Consider the following 17,867-nt stretch of genomic DNA (forward strand, 5'->3'; position numbering starts at 1 on the left):
AGCAATGGACAGGCCAGTTCAGCGTGATCTACGCTGCGCTGGCTTGTGCCATTATAGCAAGGACTTAGGTATGGTTGATCATTATGAATGAAAGAAGGATTATTGCCATGATTGAGCTTCATAACGTTACCAAAACTTACGCTAACGGCACCAAGGGCCTGGATAATATTAATCTAAAATTTGAGCAGGGGGAATTCATTGCTGTAGTGGGTCTGTCGGGTGCGGGTAAATCAACTCTCCTGCGATCCATTAATCGGCTGCACGACATTAGTGAGGGCGAGATTCTGATTAACGGAAGTTCCATCACGAAGGCACAGGGCAAACGGCTACGCATGATCAGACGTGACATCGGCATGATTTTCCAAAGCTTCAATCTGGTGAAGCGGTCTAGTGTACTCCGTAATGTACTTGCTGGACGCGTTGGATACCATTCCACCATGCGTACCATTCTGGGTCGTTTTCCCAAAGAGGATATTGAACTTGCATTTACGGCGCTGGATCGGGTTAACATCTCGGAGAAAGCCTATTCCCGTGCAGATCAGCTATCCGGTGGACAACAGCAGCGTGTGGCTATTGCCCGTGTACTGGCACAGGAAGCAAAAATCATTCTGGCTGACGAACCAGTTGCTTCACTCGACCCGCTTACAACGAAACAGGTCATGGATGACCTGAAACGCATTAATCAAGACCTTGGGATTACCACGATTGTCAATCTTCACTTTATTGATCTTGCGAGAGAGTATGCGACCCGTATTGTCGGATTGCGAGCAGGCGAGGTCGTATTCGATGGCCCGGTGGAAGAGGCAACGGATGAGCGTTTTGCAGAAATATACGGCAGACCGATTCTCGCTGACGAATTGCTGGACAAGCAGGCTGTGCATGAGCAGGGAGAAGTTGTGGTATGAAGGGGCAGTCCAACGTTCCACTTCAGAATGTAGGCGGAGTGGGGAAGGAACCTGGTTCCAGCCCGGCTCAGGTTGTGAATCGCCCGAAACCGCCTGGGCGTACGAAACATCTGCTCACCCTAGTGATCATTCTGCTCCTTCTGTGGGCCAGTGCCAAGCAGACGGATGCCAGCTTTACGGAGTTGTATGAAGGTTTCCCCAACATGCTGGATTTACTGAAGGAGATGTTCCCACCTCGGTGGAGTTACTTTGATAATATCGTGCAAGGCATGCTGGAAACGATCCGAATGGCCCTGATCGGAACAACCATTGGTGCCATTATTGCAATCCCGATCTCGATCATCTGTGCCGGTAACCTGATGCCGAGTCGCTGGATCTATTATCCGGCGCGCTTTCTGCTGAACCTGATTCGGACTGTACCGGATCTGCTGCTTGCTGCTCTATTTGTAGCTGTGTTTGGTCTGGGTCCAATCCCCGGAATCTTGGCACTGGCTGTGTTCTCGGTTGGTCTGATTGCGAAGCTCACGTATGAGACGCTGGAAACCATTGATCAGGGGCCGCTGGAAGCGATGACGGCTGTGGGTATGAACCGGATTCAGCTCATTGTATATGGCGTGGTGCCGCAATTGGCTGCTCAGTTCACATCCTATGTGCTGTATGCCTTCGAAATTAATATACGTGCTGCTGCCATTCTCGGACTGGTGGGAGCCGGAGGAATTGGACTCTATTATGAGGCCACACTTGGATTCCTGGAGTATGACAAGACCAGCGTAATCATTCTGTTTACCCTCGTCATTGTTCTGGTCATTGATTATGTAAGTACTAAGCTGCGGGAGAAATTGCTATGATGAAAAATGAAACAAGCCGCATCCGGCCAAAACCACGGAAGAACCCGCTACGCTGGGTCATTGTGTTACTGCTAATCCTTGTATATGTCTGGGCTCTCGCTGGTGTACCATTCACTGGCTTTAAGGAAACCGCTGCTCAGATTATGAAGGCTATTGTAGCCGGAATATTCTCACCGGATTGGGATTTTGTATACTTGCCAGAGGGAGAAGACCTACTTCGGGGACTGCTCGATACACTGGCGATTTCCGTGTTGGGTACCGTAATCTCGGCAGTACTCTGTATCCCGTTTGCATTCTGGTCTGCCCGCAATATGAGTGGGCATCGTTCCATCTCGGGTGCAGGGAAAATGGTACTCAGCTTCATCCGCACGTTCCCTGAGATTATTATGGCCTTGTTGTTCATTAAGGCCGTAGGCCCAGGTTCGTTCGCAGGGGTACTCGCCCTTGGATTACACTCCATCGGCATGTTGGGTAAATTGTACGCAGATGAAGTCGAGAATATCGACTACGGCCCATCTGAGGCGCTGCTTGCCTCCGGAGCCAATCGCATGCAGCAGTTGTGGTTCGCCATTTTGCCGCAGGTTATGCCAGGATTCCTGAACTATACGTTGTATCGGTTCGAGATTAATGTACGTTCTGCGACTATACTCGGCGTAATTGGAGCAGGGGGGATTGGAACCCCGCTGATTTTTGCACTTAGCACACGGAACTGGCCGCGAGTAGGTATAATCCTGCTGGGAATTATCGTGATGATCACGATTATCGACTTGATCTCAGGGTATATTCGTAAGAAGCTGGTGTAGGCTAATGTGAGGCTACGAGGCATAAAGATAGTGGTGCCATAAAGTATATTAGATAATTAAGTAAGGTTAGACGATAGAGTAAGAGGAGAGGGCTATTCGCTGCCAGAAATATGGCCAGGGATAGTCTTTTTTTGTGTCTGCAAATCAACAACAGAATGTTTTATTGCCGTGCTGATCATTATTCATAAGGATGTTCAAAGAATATGCAGACCGAGGATTGAATTAATTTCCAATGACATGTAGTATTAATAGATTCCTATATAAAGGGAATTAAGGATATTAATCAATATTCCTCATAGATAACCATTACAAGTAATCAGTTTTTCAAAAGGAAGGTGACTTATGGAAATATTTTATTATATATGGATTGGGTTTATCGTGCTCCTGTTACTCTACAGAATGTTCTTTCAGAAGTTTAAAAAGCATAACATAGAGAATATTGGACTCAGTGCAATCCTAATCGTTTTCACGGGAAGAAGTTATCCGTATCCCCACATAAACTGGATTTTTGTTATCAGTGTTATCGCCGTGGCTGTTTATGCTGCTGTATGGAACAGTATTCTAGGTTGGAAGAAATGGAATGGGCCTGAACGTTTGAAATGAACCTACGTTCTGCATTGCTTTTACAATATGTAACCAAAGTAGCGTCGCAGGAGCTGGTCTAACGAACTTGAGAGTCCTTATTTGGTAACATGAGGCGTCACTGGCATTCTAACGAATCGTAGTGACGCTATTTGTTGAGTCTAACCTGAATTAACCCTCTTGGAGCGGAAATATAGTTAAATAGCGACACTGAGGTTCGTTAGATTTTAGAATTCCGTCAAAATGGCTGAATAAGATCTGTCAGATTCGTTAGCCGCGTTAAGGGGGAAGGGTATCACGTGAAATTCCCAATACATAAGCGCACGAGGCAATGAGCCGAGAAGCCCACGATCCCAAGAGCGTCAGCCCCTGAGATTCATAAGTAACAAGTCACTTTAGCGTCATGAGTGAATTGGTACCGTATAAGTCAAAGTATTCCGATGTTCCTCTGCTCAACTAAAAAAAACCGAAACCAGGTTGCCCTGAATCAGGCAATGTTGGTTTCGGTTTTTTAGTAGCTTGGTTAAAAGTCAGGCTTCTTTATTAAGACCTAGCTAGCCAAAGGCAACGCTTTGGTTACTTGAACTGTAATTGTCTCTGTGCTGGTTACGCCTGCGGCGTTGATCAGCTCAGCGCGGTACGTGTATGTTCCGTTAGCACGACCGGACAATTCCGTAACCGCACTTTGAGAAGCGGGTGTAGCGGCTTTCAATGCTTGTGTATCAATCAATACATCATTCTCATAGAGACGGTATTCGGTAGCGTTCGTACCCCACCAGAGGTTCATAGATACGCTGTAGTTGCCATCACCATCCCAGTTGTTTTGGGACAATGTTGCTTTGTCTGGAGTGGCATTGGTTACTTGTACTGTCAGTACCTCACTGCGTGTTGTGCCTTTGTCATTGGTCAGCTCGGCAACGTAAGTATACGTGCCATTCGTTTTGCCAGTAATGGCGGTTTTAGCAAACTGTGAAGAAGGTGTAGCCGCAGTCAACTTCTGCGTATCAATGAGAACGCCGTTCTCATACAGTTTGTATTCAGAACCATTTTCGCCCCACCAGAGGTTCATGCTTACGTTATACGCACCTTCGAACAGGCCAGTCGTATATCCATTATCAGAAGAAAGCACCGGTTTACCCGGCGCTTCTGCAGCTGGAGTGGAAGGCTGTTCGCCTCCACCTTGATCCTCAGCAGGTACAAAATCATTCAAGCTTCTAGGTTTCAATTGATATACGTCTTTGAAAATAGCAGAAACGCCTGTGATATCAATTTTGTCCCCAGCAGTATAAGGGAAGGAAGTATCTGTCACACCTGTACGGGTGTCTACACGGATGTGTGTAGTTGCTCCGTCCGCAGCCACTGCGTCAAATTCGAAAGATCCAGCCGGTGTAGCACTGATGATATTCTCAATCGTTACATCTTTCAATTGAACCAGTTGACCCTGGTTCGCATCTGTAATGGCTGTAACTTCAATTGGAGCAGGTACGGAAGCCGTACCTGTTTTCTCAATCGCAACGATGTCGGTAAGCTCGAACTCGCTGTTATAGATGGTTGTTGCTGCCGTTACTTTCACCGTGTCACCTGCATGAAAGCCACTTGTGTGTTGGAAGACATAAATTCCGGCAGTTTCATCTTGAAGATAAAAGGCTTGTCCACCGAATGCACCTGGTTCTGTCGTTACAACACCTTCGATGGTTACGGTCGTACCGACAGCTTTGGTGCGTGCTTCAGCAACGGTAATCGCTGCTGGAATCGGTCCTTCTTCTTCCGGAAGCTGTTCAGCTGGCACATTGCCAACAGTCACGGCATTGGTAATCAGGTTACTGCCGTTCAGACGGAGACGCAGGCTTGCAGCGCCAGTTGTACCCGGTTTGATACGTACATTCAGATCTTTGATCCCGCGACCTTGGCTATCCGAGGTTACACTGAATGTGGAGCTGTAACCGTACGATGTCGGCCAACTACCACTTTCATTCTGAATCATGGCTACCTGTGTTCCGCCAGTCAGATAGATACCAGCACTATAACCGGATACGGTTGTGTTTGGAGCCATGTTCTCCACAACGACACGAATCTGGAAGTCTTCTGCATTCGGAAGCGTATCCTGTTTCACGAAGCTGTAAGAAGCATTTGCGCTGGATGCAGGGCCGCCGTAAGAACCAGCCTTGAACGTGGAACGATCGTACCACTTGTATCCGGCAGCAGGTGCGGCCCAAGGTTCAGCCTGTGGTTCTGTAGAAGCAGCCGGCTCTTCGAATGGCAACAGCGCTGTAGCTGTATCCAGTTCAAGTCCGTTTACTTGAGTGAAGTCCGTGTAGTTCTCTTGTGTAGCAAGCCAGTTCACCGTGTTCACGAGCAATACGGCATCATCGACTTCTTTGAATCCGTCATAGGTTGTTTTGCGTGTGCCCGTCTCTTCACGCAAGTATTTAGGCGATGCATCTTCTACTGGAGAGGAGTCACCGATGAAGGCAGCCTTACCTGCTCCAAGCTTGGATACGGCTACGTAAGGACCTTCTTCGATCCCGCCGCCGTTGTATACGCCTTGGTCCACCGCGTTGTTCCATTTTGCGTTGGTTTTTGGCAGGTACACAATGCCTTTTGCCTTTTCCGGATCAGTGATTGCGAGGGTTGAGCCGGCATGCATGGCTACAGCCGACACACCTTCTGTGATGCCGAAGGCTTGATCTGCCGGTACAATGATATTGGCATTGATATCGCCAAGTGCGTTATAGCGGAATCGTACGCCAAAATTATCGGACAACCAGTCCGAGCTGGTGATGTTTTGCATGGCTTCAGAATTACGCTCATCTGTGCTCATGCCTTTGGCTGGATCTTCGAATGCTCCACGACGATAGCCGTTGATAACTTCAGAGCCATCCCAGCGGTTTTTATTACGGTCTGCATTATAGTGATCTCCAACGAAGAAGATGCTGCCGCCTGTTTCAACATATTGTTTGAGTGCTGCCTGTTCGGATGTTTTGAAAGGAATTTGAGGCTCTGCAATAACGAATACGTTATACTCTTTCAGATCATCATAGGTAAATGGAGTCGTCTTGCGAAGTTCTTTGACATAATAACCATCATTCGCGAGTGCATTCCCGAAGTCAGAGAAACCTCCATCGATGACCCAGTCTGCTGCTCCAGCCGTCTGGCCGTGTGAGTTGTCGAACAATACTTTCTTGCCTGCATTTTGGTTCACAACCTTCGCTTGGATGAATGGTGCCGGGTCTGTCGGTCCTTCCGCATGAACCGATGCATCTCCGTTCCATAATCCGATCTGAAGCGGCAAAGCCATGGACAATGCGAGGAGTGATTTTAGAAATACTCCGCGCATACCTGTTAATTTACCCAACCAAATCCCTCCCAGATATTAGTTAATTCATGAGTTCGTCCATATTCTACCACATGAAAATCTCACATAGTCATAACAATTTGTAAAAATTAACTCGATATTTGTAAAATTGGGTCTTTTGACATATCCATAGGTATTTCGGTCCTGTCTTAACACTCCCATCCGGCGTCACTGTTGATTTTGCATAAAAAAAGCCATCTCTATGAGATGACTTTGGCCCGAATTCGATTGACGGCATGGAAGACAGAAGACTTAATCATGCCTTCACTGCGATTCACCAGCTCTGCTGTTTCCTTGATGGAGTATCCGTGGATGAGGCGAAGTTCTAATATTTTTCGGTGTTCCGTGTTGTTGATATGGGAGACAAGATCATGAACGCCTTCATTAATTTCAAGTTGGGGTGTATCGAGGTGATGGGTAGGTACCTCCAGACGGCTGTCACGTTTAAGTGTACGGGTTCGCCTGCGGAAACTGTCCATGGCAAGGTTTCGGGCAATCCGTTTGAGATAATAGAGGAGTCGATCTTCAGGGATATCTACGGTCACATTCATCAGTCGAATGAAGCAATCCTGAGCCAGATCTTCTGCGTCTTGTGGCTGTTTGACGATATGGGATAGATACCGTGTGATTTCTGATTTATAGTTGACATAAGCATCGTTGATTTGTGCATTGTTCATATGATGTGAATCCCCCTTGGATACAGATCAGGCTTGGGTCCGGTCTGGTATGAGTCTCTTATGATCCAAGTATATCGGGAGGTTGTTTCCAAACGGTTCAGAGTTGTATCGAAGTTGTAACATTTCGTGCTTCCCTCTATTCAAGCACAAGGCTTGGGATACAAAATATAGGCAGATGAAATTCATAGAGCAGGGAGATTACGAGGGTATCATGAGACCAAAAGAGATTTTAATTATTGAGGACGAGGAGTCCATTCGAGATATTTTGTCCTATTCGTTACGCAAGGAAGGATTTGAGATCAAGGAAGCAGCTACGGGTAAAGAGGGGTTGAATCTGCTTCGGGATTCGAAGCCGGATCTGATCCTGCTGGATCTGATGCTGCCGGATATGAGCGGTTTTGATGTGTGTCGGCAACTGTCTGTGAACTCCAAGATACCCGTCATCATGATCACTGCGAAGTCTGACATGCTGGACAAGGTACTTGGCATGGAGCTTGGGGCGGATGATTATATCACGAAACCTTTTGATATCCGTGAGGTGGTTGCGCGCATTCGGGCGATCTTTCGCCGGATTGATCTCATCAGCGAGACACTGGAGAATCAGTCCTATGAGGTGGTCAGGCTTGGCAAGCATATTGAGATTCGCAAGGATGAACGGGAAGTGTGGAAAGACGGGGAACGCGCAGGACTCACCAATAAGGAATATGACCTGTTGTTATTTCTCGTGACCCATCATCGTAAGGTACATACACGTTCTGAACTGCTGGACAAGGTATGGGGATTTGATTTTGCAGGAGATACCCGAACGGTGGATATTCATATACAACGGATTCGCAAGAAATTGGATAGTGGTGTGCAGGGCATTTCGATGATAGAGACTGTATTTGGTGTAGGGTATAAGCTGAATATTCAGGTGCAGACATGAAGTGGACCATCCAGTTCAAAATGGTGGTGCTCTTCTCGGTCATCGTCTTTATCGGATTCTCCGTTCTGCTGATTCTGTCCAATAAGGTGGCACAGGAGAATATGTACCGGGAAGTGCATGAGGACATGGTGCAATCGAAGAAAAATCTGGATATCGCGCTGAATCAGTACTTCCTGATTCATAACAAACGCATGAGCAGAGACTCGCTCGAAGCAGGAAGCCGCGAGCTTGCGGAGCAGATTGGTTCAGCCGTTGGGGGAAAAATTACCGTATATCGCCCTGATGCTTCACCATACGGATCTACTGGCAGTGAAGCTAATGTCGCTATGCGGTCTGACCATCCTGATGTGAAGGCGGCCATACAATCCAAGATCGCGTATACCACAGTTGTGGATAAAGGTCGGGTCACCTCCAGTCTGTCCTTTCCGCTTCAGATGGATCAACAATTGATCGGAATTGTGCAGATGGAGAAGGATTACACGGATTTGTTCAAACGCAACCTGCGTTTTCAAAATACGATCAAACTGTTCGCGGCGGTGATTTTCGTATTTGTATTTATCGCCTCCATCTTTATTTCCCGGAAAATCACCCAACCTATCCGTGTACTCACGAAACGTTCTGCGGAAGTGGCTCAGGGGAGTTTGAATGCAGACATTCAGATAACCACTAAGGATGAGATTGGTGAACTGGCTTCAAGCTTCACCATCATGATTGATCGTGTGCGGGAGCAGATTGATGTGATTGAGCGAGAACGGGACGAAGTGAATCAAGTACAGGCGCGAAGCAAAGTCTTTTTTGACAATGTGACACATGAACTGAAGACACCACTAACGACCATTCTGGGATACGCCCAGATTTTGCGGGATAACGGATTTACCGATCAGGATTTTTTTGACAAAGGCATGAATTATATTATCAAGGAAAGCCAGCGTCTCAACACGATGGTTGCGGATATCCTGGAGGTCTCGGTCTCCTCTGCGGTCATTCAGGCGTACCGATTCGAACGTATCGATGTATCGGATGTTATTCGTGAAGCTTGTGAAGACATGTCGATTAAGGCGGGCAAGTACAATATAGGCATTCACTATGAGCTGGAGGAACATCAGTATCTACAGGGAGATCGGGACAAGCTGAAGGAGGTATTCCTCAACGTTCTGGATAATTCGGTTAAATATAGTGATGTCAATTCAATCATTGAAGTACAATCCTTCCGGTTAGGTGAGACCATCGCTATTGTGATTCGTGATCAGGGGGAAGGAATCGGAGCTGAAGCACTCCAGCATGTATTTGAACCCTTTTACCAGGATAAAGGAATCAACAGGGTGGAGAAGGGCAGCGCAGGACTGGGCTTGTCTATTGTGAAGAACATCGTGGAGCGTCATGGAGGAACAGTGGAGATGAAGAGCATCATGCGGCAAGGGACACAAGTAAATATCAGTCTTCCGGGGGAAATGAACGCATGAGACATCCAGGATTCTGGCGAAAGCACCGTGACAAATTGATGTTGTCAGGGCTGTTAATCGCATTTGTCAGTGGAATTTTCGGAATCGGCAGTCTGTTCAGTATGGGGAATCTCAAACCAAGAACGGTGATTATGCCAAGCGAGCAATTCAACAGCCGTCTGGCGCCGCCGCCCAGCAGTACGATTCAAGTCGAGTCGGCAACAAAGATTCCGAATGACTTCGCAATCTATGATTTTGAAGTGGTAGACCGAAATACAATTATATTAAATCAACCGGAACCTTCCTATTCAGGGCTGCGGCTGTCTCTCCTGCATCTGGATGATAATGAAGTGAAAAATATTGCAACGAATACGGATTACGGTGTAGTCATCAGCCCGGATCACAAGAAGTTGATATACTCCCAATATCGGGCGGGTCAAGCGCAGAAGACGACGTATGAGTATATGATTCAGAGCGGGGAACGTCGCAAACTTTCGAACGATAACTCGTATTACAGAGTGTTTACAGGGAATGAATCCTACATCGGTCAGGATGATCTCTTATTCAAACAAGTCGATCTAAAGCAGGAAACGAGTCAGACCATCTACACGCATGATGAGCTGATGGGCATGTTTGCTGGAACAGGACAAGGACGAGAAAAAGGATCGAGTGATACATTTATCGTTATGGATGTCTTTGAGGTCAGTGAAGATCTGAAGCAGTTCTATATGCTGGTGATGTTGAAAGAAAACTATGCCATATATCGTGTGTCGCTTGAGGATGCGCATGAAGTGAAGGCATATGCGGCAATGGAAGAGATTCAACAGTACAAGTTACTGAAGAACGGGGACATGCTCATCCAGGGAACGATCAATAAGGTGCAGGGATTATATCGGTATCGTGCAGAACAGAAGCAATATGAACTGGTCCTGAAAGGGTCCATCTGGAGCTTCGAACTGGATGCAGATCAATCGCGAATTGCTTATTTTTTGCCAATGGATAATCAGAATCAGAAGAATGAATTGCATATTGCCTATCTGAATGACAGCAAGCTTTCGTCAGATACGGTGATCTACCGTAATATTGATAGCTTCATCAAACTCAGATGGAATGATGACGAACTATTTGCAGTAGGAAGCACCATGGATAAAAGTGAAATGTACCGCTTTAGTTTCAGAGCCTGGTAAGCTATGGAAGGCATATGAAGATAAGACCTTGGTCTGGATGAGGCTGGCGACAGCTCCCATGCGGACAAGGTCTTTTTGTTATGACAATTTACAAATTGGATACAACTCCGGTCAGCCTGGATACATCTCCACTCTATACTAAAAGGGAATATGCTACGCGAATCTATACATACTTGGCAAGTAGAAAGGAAGACATGCAGTAATGCTTCAAGTTGATCAATTATCCCACTCGTTCCGTAATAGCCAGGGAATCGTACCGGTGCTTCAAGACATCAACCTGACGATTGCAGAAGGCAAGATGGTGGCGCTGCTGGGAAGTTCAGGTTCAGGCAAGTCCACGCTGCTGAATCTGATGGCGGGGCTGATGAAGCCGGATCAAGGCAGGATTCTGATTGCGGGACAAGATATTGTTCGTTTCAGTGAGAATCGCCTGGCTGAGTTCAGGCGCAGTCATATCGGATTTATTTTCCAGTCGTATGAGCTGCTGTCCAATCTCACGATTCGGGAAAATGTAGAGTTACCGTTGGTGTTCATGGGGATCAGCCCTTCGAAGCGCAAAGCAAAAGCATTGAAACTATTGGATCAGGTTGGACTAAGTGAAAAAGCAAACTTGTTCCCGTCCCAGTTGTCGGGCGGTCAACAACAACGTGTCAGTATTGCACGCTCACTCATTACCGAACCCTCGGTGATCTTCGCAGATGAGCCTACCGGGAATCTGGATACCGAGACAGAGGAAGAGATTATTGCAATTTTGCAGCAGCTTAACCGGGAGCTGAATACCACCTTTGTTATTGTGACACATGAAGCAGAAGTCGCGGAACAGATGCAGGTTGTACTTACATTGCAACATGGAATATTGGTTGAAGAGGCTGTAAGGGAAGTTTGAGGCAAAAGGAGAGGAAATGTGAGAATACGGGATGTAGCACGTATGGCCTGGGGACAGATCATTCGCAGGAAAATGGTCACGCTGCTGTGCATGATGGGGTTGTCCATCGGTTCTGCCGCCATGATCATTGCACTTAGCGTGGGGCAGTCCGTACAGGCCTATAGCGAGAAAACATTGAACGACAATTACAAGATGGATGAGATCACAATTACGCCCAATGAAGGCATACGTACGGGGAACGGCAAGGGGGGCGGTCAGAGCTCGACATTTGAACGCGGTGCGCTGACGCTGGAGAAGATTCAGATTATTCAGAGAATTCCCCATGTGGTTGCTGTGGCACCCATGTTAAAGCTGGATTCGTTGGAGATGGTGCTTCCGGATGGTCGCAGTACATACGTTGAAGTTATTGGCACGGAACTGCAGACCCTGGGCGGGTTCGGATATAAATATGCCGAGGGACGTGCGGCGGAGGATGGTCGTATGGCGGTGACCAGCTATGGGGCCGCATTCGGACTTGTAGACCCGAAAGTAACTCAGAAGTTATTCGAGCAGTTGAATGCTGATCCATATAACAATGAGCTCCTGCAGCAGTATACGGAAATGTCATCCAAGCAGGATCAGTTGGTTCAGCAGCGTGTCCAGTTCCGATATGAAGATTATGCGGATGCGAGTAAAACCAAAATGAGTGGCTCTGTACGTGTATCAGGCGAGCTTACGAAACCTTCCAACATGGATGAGATGAGTGCTCAGGGCGACAAAAAAGTATATCTGCCGCTGGACACAGCACGTGCATTGCAGGATGAGCTTGGATTGCAACAGGCGGATAGTAGTGCAGCCAAGCGTCTGAACTCAGCCTTGGTCAAAGTGGAGGATAAACGCTATGTATCCCAGGTTGAAGAACAGATCCAGAAGCTGACGTTAAATACACAGAGCAATCTCTTCCAGGAGGAAGCAATGGCTGGCCAACTGGCGATGTATCAACAAGCGGCATTGGGCATCGGTGGTTTTATCATGTTGCTGGCCTCGTTGTCCATTGTTGTAGCGATGATCATGTCTACGCATCAACGGCGCAAGCAGATTGGTGTAATGAAGGTGCTGGGGGCGAATCTGTGGCAGATCCGCCAGATGTTTATAACGGAAGCAGCGATGCTTGGATTAATGGGCGGCATGGCAGGTGTTGGAATTGCCTTTGCTGCCCTCGACGGGGTGAACAGTCTGCTCGCGAGTCAGATGGCAGATCAGGTCAATGGTCCGATGACCGTGGTTATTCAGCAGTCCGCTCTGCCGCTCGGCATCGTGTTTGCTGTGCTGGTCGGTGTTGTATCGGGAATATATCCGGCAATTAGCGCATCGCGGACCAACGCATTAACTGTGATCAAATCAATGTAATTTTATCAGCGAAAGGGAAATTGGGCACATGAAGAAATGGATTAAAATCATCATCACGGTTGTACTTTTGGCAGGTGTGGGGTACTGGCTGTATGAAAAGTACAAACCAAAACCGGAGGCACCTGTTGAGATCCCGCCGCCAATTACGTTTGATGTTACACAAGAAACGATGACGCAAACGATTCAGGTAAAAGGGAAATCCGTATATACCGATCAGACGGATATCTATGCTCCATATGCTTCGAACATCCAGCAGTGGCATGTGAAAAGTGGTGAGCAGGTGAGCAAGGGGGATATCCTGTTTACACTCGACACGTCCACGTTACAAACGGAAGTCGAGCAATTGCAGAGCGATCTGGAGAAAGCCCAGCTTGAAAATAAGATGAATCAGGTTAGCCTGGATCAGGCGAATATGAGCGAACCGCTTGGCGTGACGGAAGAAGAGCGCAAGAAGGCATTTGCGGACCGGGAAGCCAAACGCCTGACGTATGAATTGAATCAAAAAGCACTGGTCCTGAGGGAGAAGGAGATACAGAAAAAGCAGGCCGTGATGAGCAAGTCCACTGTGTATGCTTCCGCCTCCGGTATATTTCAGATGAATGAAGAGGACAGCAAGACACGTGCAGTGACGGAAGGACAGCTAATCGGGTCCATTACCAATATCAGCAAACTGAAATTCATGACGATTGTTGGTGAAGAAGAGATGTTCAGACTTAAGGTGGGTATGCCGGTTAAGGTACGAATGACAGCGCAGAAAGACCTGCAATTCACCGGGAAGGTAAGCAAGGTGTCCAAGTTCGCCCGGAAGAGTACCGATACCGACCTCAAGCAGGCTTCCCAGTTTGACGTGGTCATTGATCTGAAGCCGGATGCAAGGATGTATGGAGGCGTGAGTCTGGAAGGCGATATCGAGACGATGCGTAAGGATAAAGTGACGGTTGTGTCCAGCTTGGCCATCATGCGGGATCAGACCGAACCTTACGTCCTGTTAGACAAAGGGAACGGACTGACAGAGCCGCTGACCATTAAGGCTGGAATGGAATCGGGGGACAAGACGGAAGTGGTAAGCGGGTTAAAACCGGGAGATGTCGTTGTTCTGCCCTAGACAAACGGGTGAAATTCGACCTTGATCAACACGAGGTTCATTGTGGTATAAGGCCAGAATGAGCCTCTGGTGTGATTAGGGGCAAGGGGTGTCCAGATTCCTGCCTGAATTATGGAAAAAAATATAATTAAATTTATTTAATTCAATTTACAGTAATATTTACATGTCGTATAATCATACATAAGGAGGTGACACCGAACATCAAGTTTGTAGATGGGCAGGCGATGGCCTTTTTTTAAACCGCTTAAAGAAAGCGCTTACCGAAGCGGAAGATTCAAGTATCCTGTAAATCCATCTCCACACTTCTTCATGTCTAACACACAATCACCCACACCCACCACATTATACTCATTCTCATGGTTCGCCCTCACACAATTTGTTTGTTCAAGTTTCCAGTTATACAACCATTTCTTATGGAGGTGATACAACCAACTCATCCGAACGTTCTCTTCGTGCTAAGCATCATCATGACACAGAGGATCAGACATGAGTACAACCCAATCTAACTAAAGGAAAGGTGGAACTATGAAGACTACATTGAAAACCAGATCAAGAGGTAAGAAGATCCTGCGCAAAGGAGTAAAGCAAATGTTGGCGGCAACACTGCTGGCGGCGGGGATTTTCCCGGGAATGTCTCCGGGCCTGACTCAGGCGGCTGAAGCACATGTGGATAATCCATTTGTAGGGGCAACAGCTTATTTGAATGAGGACTATTCGGCTCTTGTGGATACGTCCATTGCGTTGACCAATGATGCATCGCTGAAGGCACAGATGGAGACGGTCAAATCGTATCCAACCGCAGTGTGGATTGACCGGATTGCTGCGATCTATGGCGGTACGGACAATGCGGGTCGCAAAAGCGTTGAGGAACATCTCGATGCTGTTCTTGCCCAAAAGAAACCCGGGACACCAATAACGGCTTCATTCGTTATCTATAACTTGCCAGGTCGGGATTGTCATGCCCTTGCTTCGAATGGTGAACTTCCACTAACACAGGCTGCACTACAGACGTATAAAACGGATTATATTGATGTGATTGCAGATATCTTCGCAGATCCGAAGTATCAGGATATTCGCATTATCGCTGTCATTGAACCGGACAGTCTGCCTAACCTTGTGACCAACCTGAGTACACCAGCTTGTGGTCAAGCCAGCTCAACAGGTATCTATGAGGCCGGTGTGAAGTATGCATTGGACAAGCTGCACGCGATTCCGAATGTGTACAACTATCTGGATATCGGTCACTCCGGCTGGCTTGGATGGGATAACAACCGTTCTGCGGCAGTTGCGTTATATACGGACGTAGTTAATGATACTGCGGCAGGTCTGCAGAGTGCAGATGGCTTCATTACGAACACGGCGAATACCACACCGCTGGGAGAGCCGAACCTGTCCAACCCGGATCTCAATATCGGTGGACAACCGATTAAATCAGCCAAGTTTTATGAGTGGAATCCGTATTTTGACGAAACCGATTTCACCGCCGCGCTGTATACCGATTTCGTACAAGCCGGCTGGCCAAGCAGCACAGGTTTCCTGATCGATACTAGCCGGAACGGCTGGGGCGGGGTAGACCGTCCAACATCGGCTACGGGCAGCAACATCAACGATTATGTAAATTCCGGACGTGTAGATCGCCGGGAGCATCGAGGGAACTGGTGTAATGCCAGTGGAGCTGGCATAGGGGAAGTCCCTAAGGCAGCGCCAGGACCAGCGCATCTGGATGCGTATGTCTGGGTGAAACCTCCGGGTGAATCCGATGGCTCCAGTTCCGAAATTCCGAATAACGAAGGCAAAGGTTTCGACCGGATGTGTGACCCGACCTTCACCACTCGGGATGGTGTACTAACAGGTGCATTGCCCAATGCTCCGGTATCGGGTCACTGGTTCCATGATCAATTCGTGGCACTGGTGAAGAACTCATTCCCTGTGCTGCCTGCAAGTAATGGTGGAGGCAATCCTCCGGGAGGTAATACAGCTCCGGCTGCACCCACAACTTTGACGGCTACTGCCGGTAACGCTCAGGTCTCCTTGACGTGGACGGCTTCTGCAGGTGCGACCAGTTATAGCGTGAAGCGGGGACTGAGCGCATCAGGTCCATTCACAACGATCGCAGCCAATGTGAGTGGAACATCCTACACCAATACTGGCTTGATCAATGGTACAACCTATTATTATGTGGTCACGGCAACCAATGCTGTAGGTGAAAGTGTTAATTCTGCCACAGCAATTGCTACACCGGTTGCAGGGGTAACGGCGCCAGCTGCACCGACTGCGCTCACAGCAACCGCAGGTAATGCACAGGTGAGTCTGACGTGGACTGCCTCTACAGGTGCAGCAAGTTATAATGTGAAACGGGCGCTGAGTGCAGCAGGTCCGTTCACAACAATCGCGACGAATGTGAGTGGTACGTCATACACCAACACTTCCCTGACGAACGGAACAACGTATCATTATGTGGTAAGTGCAGTGAACACAGCAGGGCAAAGTGCCAATTCTGCTGTAGCTTCCGCGACACCTCAAAGTGTCGTTGTACCGACAAGTGATCTTGTCCTGCAATATCGTGCTGGAGATACCAATGCGCTGGACAGCCAGATCAAACCGTATTTCAACATTAAAAATCTGGGCAGTACTGCTGTGAATCTGAGTGATCTGAAGATCCGGTATTACTTCTCCAAAGAAGGATCGGCTGCAATGGATTCAGCCATTGATTACGCTCAAGTTGGCGGAGCCAATATTCAGCGCACCTTCACAGACTCGTATGTAGAGCTGAGCTTCACAGCTGGCGCTGGCAGCATTCAGGCTGGTGGACAGACTGGCGATATCCAGCTTCGCATGTACAAAACAGACTGGTCCAACTTTGACGAGACGAATGATTACTCCTTCGATCCAACGAAAACATCCTATCAGGATTGGAACAAGGTAACACTCTATCAAGGTGGAAACCTGGTATGGGGCATTGAGCCTTAAACTTTATTTGTAACTGTCTTAACCGCGATCCTCAGTGTGTTAGAGGATCGCGGTTTTTTGCTATGCATTACAAGAGTCATTCTAGATTGAAGTTCTCACTTGAACAATGTATGTATAATCGCTTGAAGATCCGTAATTAGGGATGTAAGAGCGGGCGTATCAGGCTGGGCTGTCCTCTGTTCATGAAAATGAGCAGGGGACAGCCCTATTTCTTTTCTAACGAACAGAGGACACGCTATTCAGTTGAATTGATGCATTTGATAAATCTAACGAATCGTAGACACGCTATTTAGTTAATTTGGGTAGATTTTGATCCTCTTAGACTCGTTTTGGTCCAAATAAGGTTACTGAGATTCGTTAGGATTCGTTGTTGCAGTTTCACCACCTAATAGGGTGCGTGGGATTCGTTAGAAAAACTTGGCGGTGAGTGGGAATCATGCTTCAGCTTGAATCGTTCATCGGTTTGATTTCCAAAATGACTCCTAAAAACACTGAATATTGATCGTTTTGGACGGATATTTGCCTAGGGTCTGGCAGGCAGGATGTCTATAATAGAACCGGATGGGCGGGATCACCTCGCTCAGATTGGAAAGAGAATGAAAGGAGGACCGCACTCTGGTAGTCGGGCAAGCTGATTTCTCTTTTTTAATTTTGTAAGCGTAATCATTAAAGTTTGGAATCAGTCGTTGAAGAGGTCTACATGGGTGATTGAATGCCTGTACGGGTAATTGAATGCTCAATCATCATCGAAGTGTATCAGCATCATCTATTCTGTCTCAAGGAGCGTGAAGGT

12 protein-coding genes are annotated in these 17,867 nt (G+C 47.5%); 10 read left to right on the plus strand and 2 right to left on the minus strand.

Going from position 1 to position 17,867, the window contains the following annotated elements:
• The first annotated feature begins 107 nt into the window (after window positions 1–107).
• The 3 genes from phnC to phnE (MKX40_RS05220) are packed head-to-tail and all read left to right on the plus strand — an operon-like array spanning window position 108 to window position 2,556.
• On the plus strand, window positions 108–905 hold the full coding sequence (gene phnC / locus MKX40_RS05210) for a phosphonate ABC transporter ATP-binding protein (protein WP_062837418.1): 798 nt from the start codon (window positions 108–110) through the stop codon (window positions 903–905).
• Window positions 902–1,753: a phosphonate ABC transporter, permease protein PhnE gene (gene phnE, locus MKX40_RS05215; RefSeq protein WP_339239970.1), complete on the plus strand. Its 852-nt coding sequence runs from the start codon at window positions 902–904 to the stop codon at window positions 1,751–1,753. The genes phnC and phnE (MKX40_RS05215) overlap by 4 nt, the downstream gene beginning before the upstream one ends.
• Window positions 1,753–2,556, plus strand: coding sequence for a phosphonate ABC transporter, permease protein PhnE (gene phnE, locus MKX40_RS05220; RefSeq protein WP_036661541.1), 804 nt, complete (start codon window positions 1,753–1,755; stop codon window positions 2,554–2,556). Before phnE (MKX40_RS05215) ends, phnE (MKX40_RS05220) begins: the two co-directional genes overlap by 1 nt.
• A gap of 1,132 nt (window positions 2,557–3,688) precedes the next feature.
• On the opposite strand, the gene MKX40_RS05225 is transcribed toward phnE (MKX40_RS05220), so the two are convergent.
• Together MKX40_RS05225 and MKX40_RS05230 are read right to left on the minus strand one after the other, a co-directional pair.
• Entirely contained in the window at window positions 3,689–6,436 is a 2,748-nt protein-coding gene (locus tag MKX40_RS05225; protein WP_339242927.1) for a DUF5689 domain-containing protein, read from the minus strand.
• Window positions 6,437–6,693: 257 nt separating this feature from the next.
• Window positions 6,694–7,170 (minus strand): RNA polymerase sigma factor, encoded by a 477-nt coding sequence (locus MKX40_RS05230; RefSeq protein ID WP_339239971.1) that lies wholly within the window; start codon window positions 7,168–7,170, stop codon window positions 6,694–6,696.
• 211 nt (window positions 7,171–7,381) lie between these two features.
• Between MKX40_RS05230 and MKX40_RS05235 the strand changes: the two genes are divergently transcribed.
• The 7 genes from MKX40_RS05235 to MKX40_RS05265 all read left to right on the plus strand — a co-directional run bounded on the left by MKX40_RS05235 (window position 7,382) and on the right by MKX40_RS05265 (window position 17,074).
• A complete protein-coding gene (locus MKX40_RS05235) occupies window positions 7,382–8,095 on the plus strand; it encodes a response regulator transcription factor (protein ID WP_253430918.1) in 714 nt (237 codons plus the stop codon).
• Entirely contained in the window at window positions 8,092–9,558 is a 1,467-nt protein-coding gene (locus tag MKX40_RS05240; protein ID WP_339239973.1) for a HAMP domain-containing sensor histidine kinase, read from the plus strand. Before MKX40_RS05235 ends, MKX40_RS05240 begins: the two co-directional genes overlap by 4 nt.
• Complete coding sequence (locus tag MKX40_RS05245; RefSeq protein ID WP_339239974.1) at window positions 9,555–10,724, plus strand: hypothetical protein; 1,170 nt, start codon at window positions 9,555–9,557, stop codon at window positions 10,722–10,724. The genes MKX40_RS05240 and MKX40_RS05245 overlap by 4 nt, the downstream gene beginning before the upstream one ends.
• A gap of 202 nt (window positions 10,725–10,926) precedes the next feature.
• Window positions 10,927–11,610, plus strand: a complete 684-nt coding sequence (locus MKX40_RS05250; protein WP_339239975.1) for an ABC transporter ATP-binding protein — start codon at window positions 10,927–10,929, stop codon at window positions 11,608–11,610.
• A gap of 18 nt (window positions 11,611–11,628) precedes the next feature.
• Window positions 11,629–12,999, plus strand: a complete 1,371-nt coding sequence (locus MKX40_RS05255; RefSeq protein WP_339239977.1) for an ABC transporter permease — start codon at window positions 11,629–11,631, stop codon at window positions 12,997–12,999.
• A gap of 28 nt (window positions 13,000–13,027) precedes the next feature.
• Window positions 13,028–14,104: an efflux RND transporter periplasmic adaptor subunit gene (locus MKX40_RS05260; protein WP_339239979.1), complete on the plus strand. Its 1,077-nt coding sequence runs from the start codon at window positions 13,028–13,030 to the stop codon at window positions 14,102–14,104.
• Window positions 14,105–14,629: 525 nt separating this feature from the next.
• On the plus strand, window positions 14,630–17,074 hold the full coding sequence (locus tag MKX40_RS05265) for a glycoside hydrolase family 6 protein (RefSeq protein WP_339239980.1): 2,445 nt from the start codon (window positions 14,630–14,632) through the stop codon (window positions 17,072–17,074).
• The last annotated feature ends 793 nt before the right edge of the window (window positions 17,075–17,867 follow it).

The organism is Paenibacillus sp. FSL R5-0517 (assembly GCF_037974355.1).
Classification (GTDB): Bacteria; Bacillota; Bacilli; order Paenibacillales; family Paenibacillaceae; genus Paenibacillus.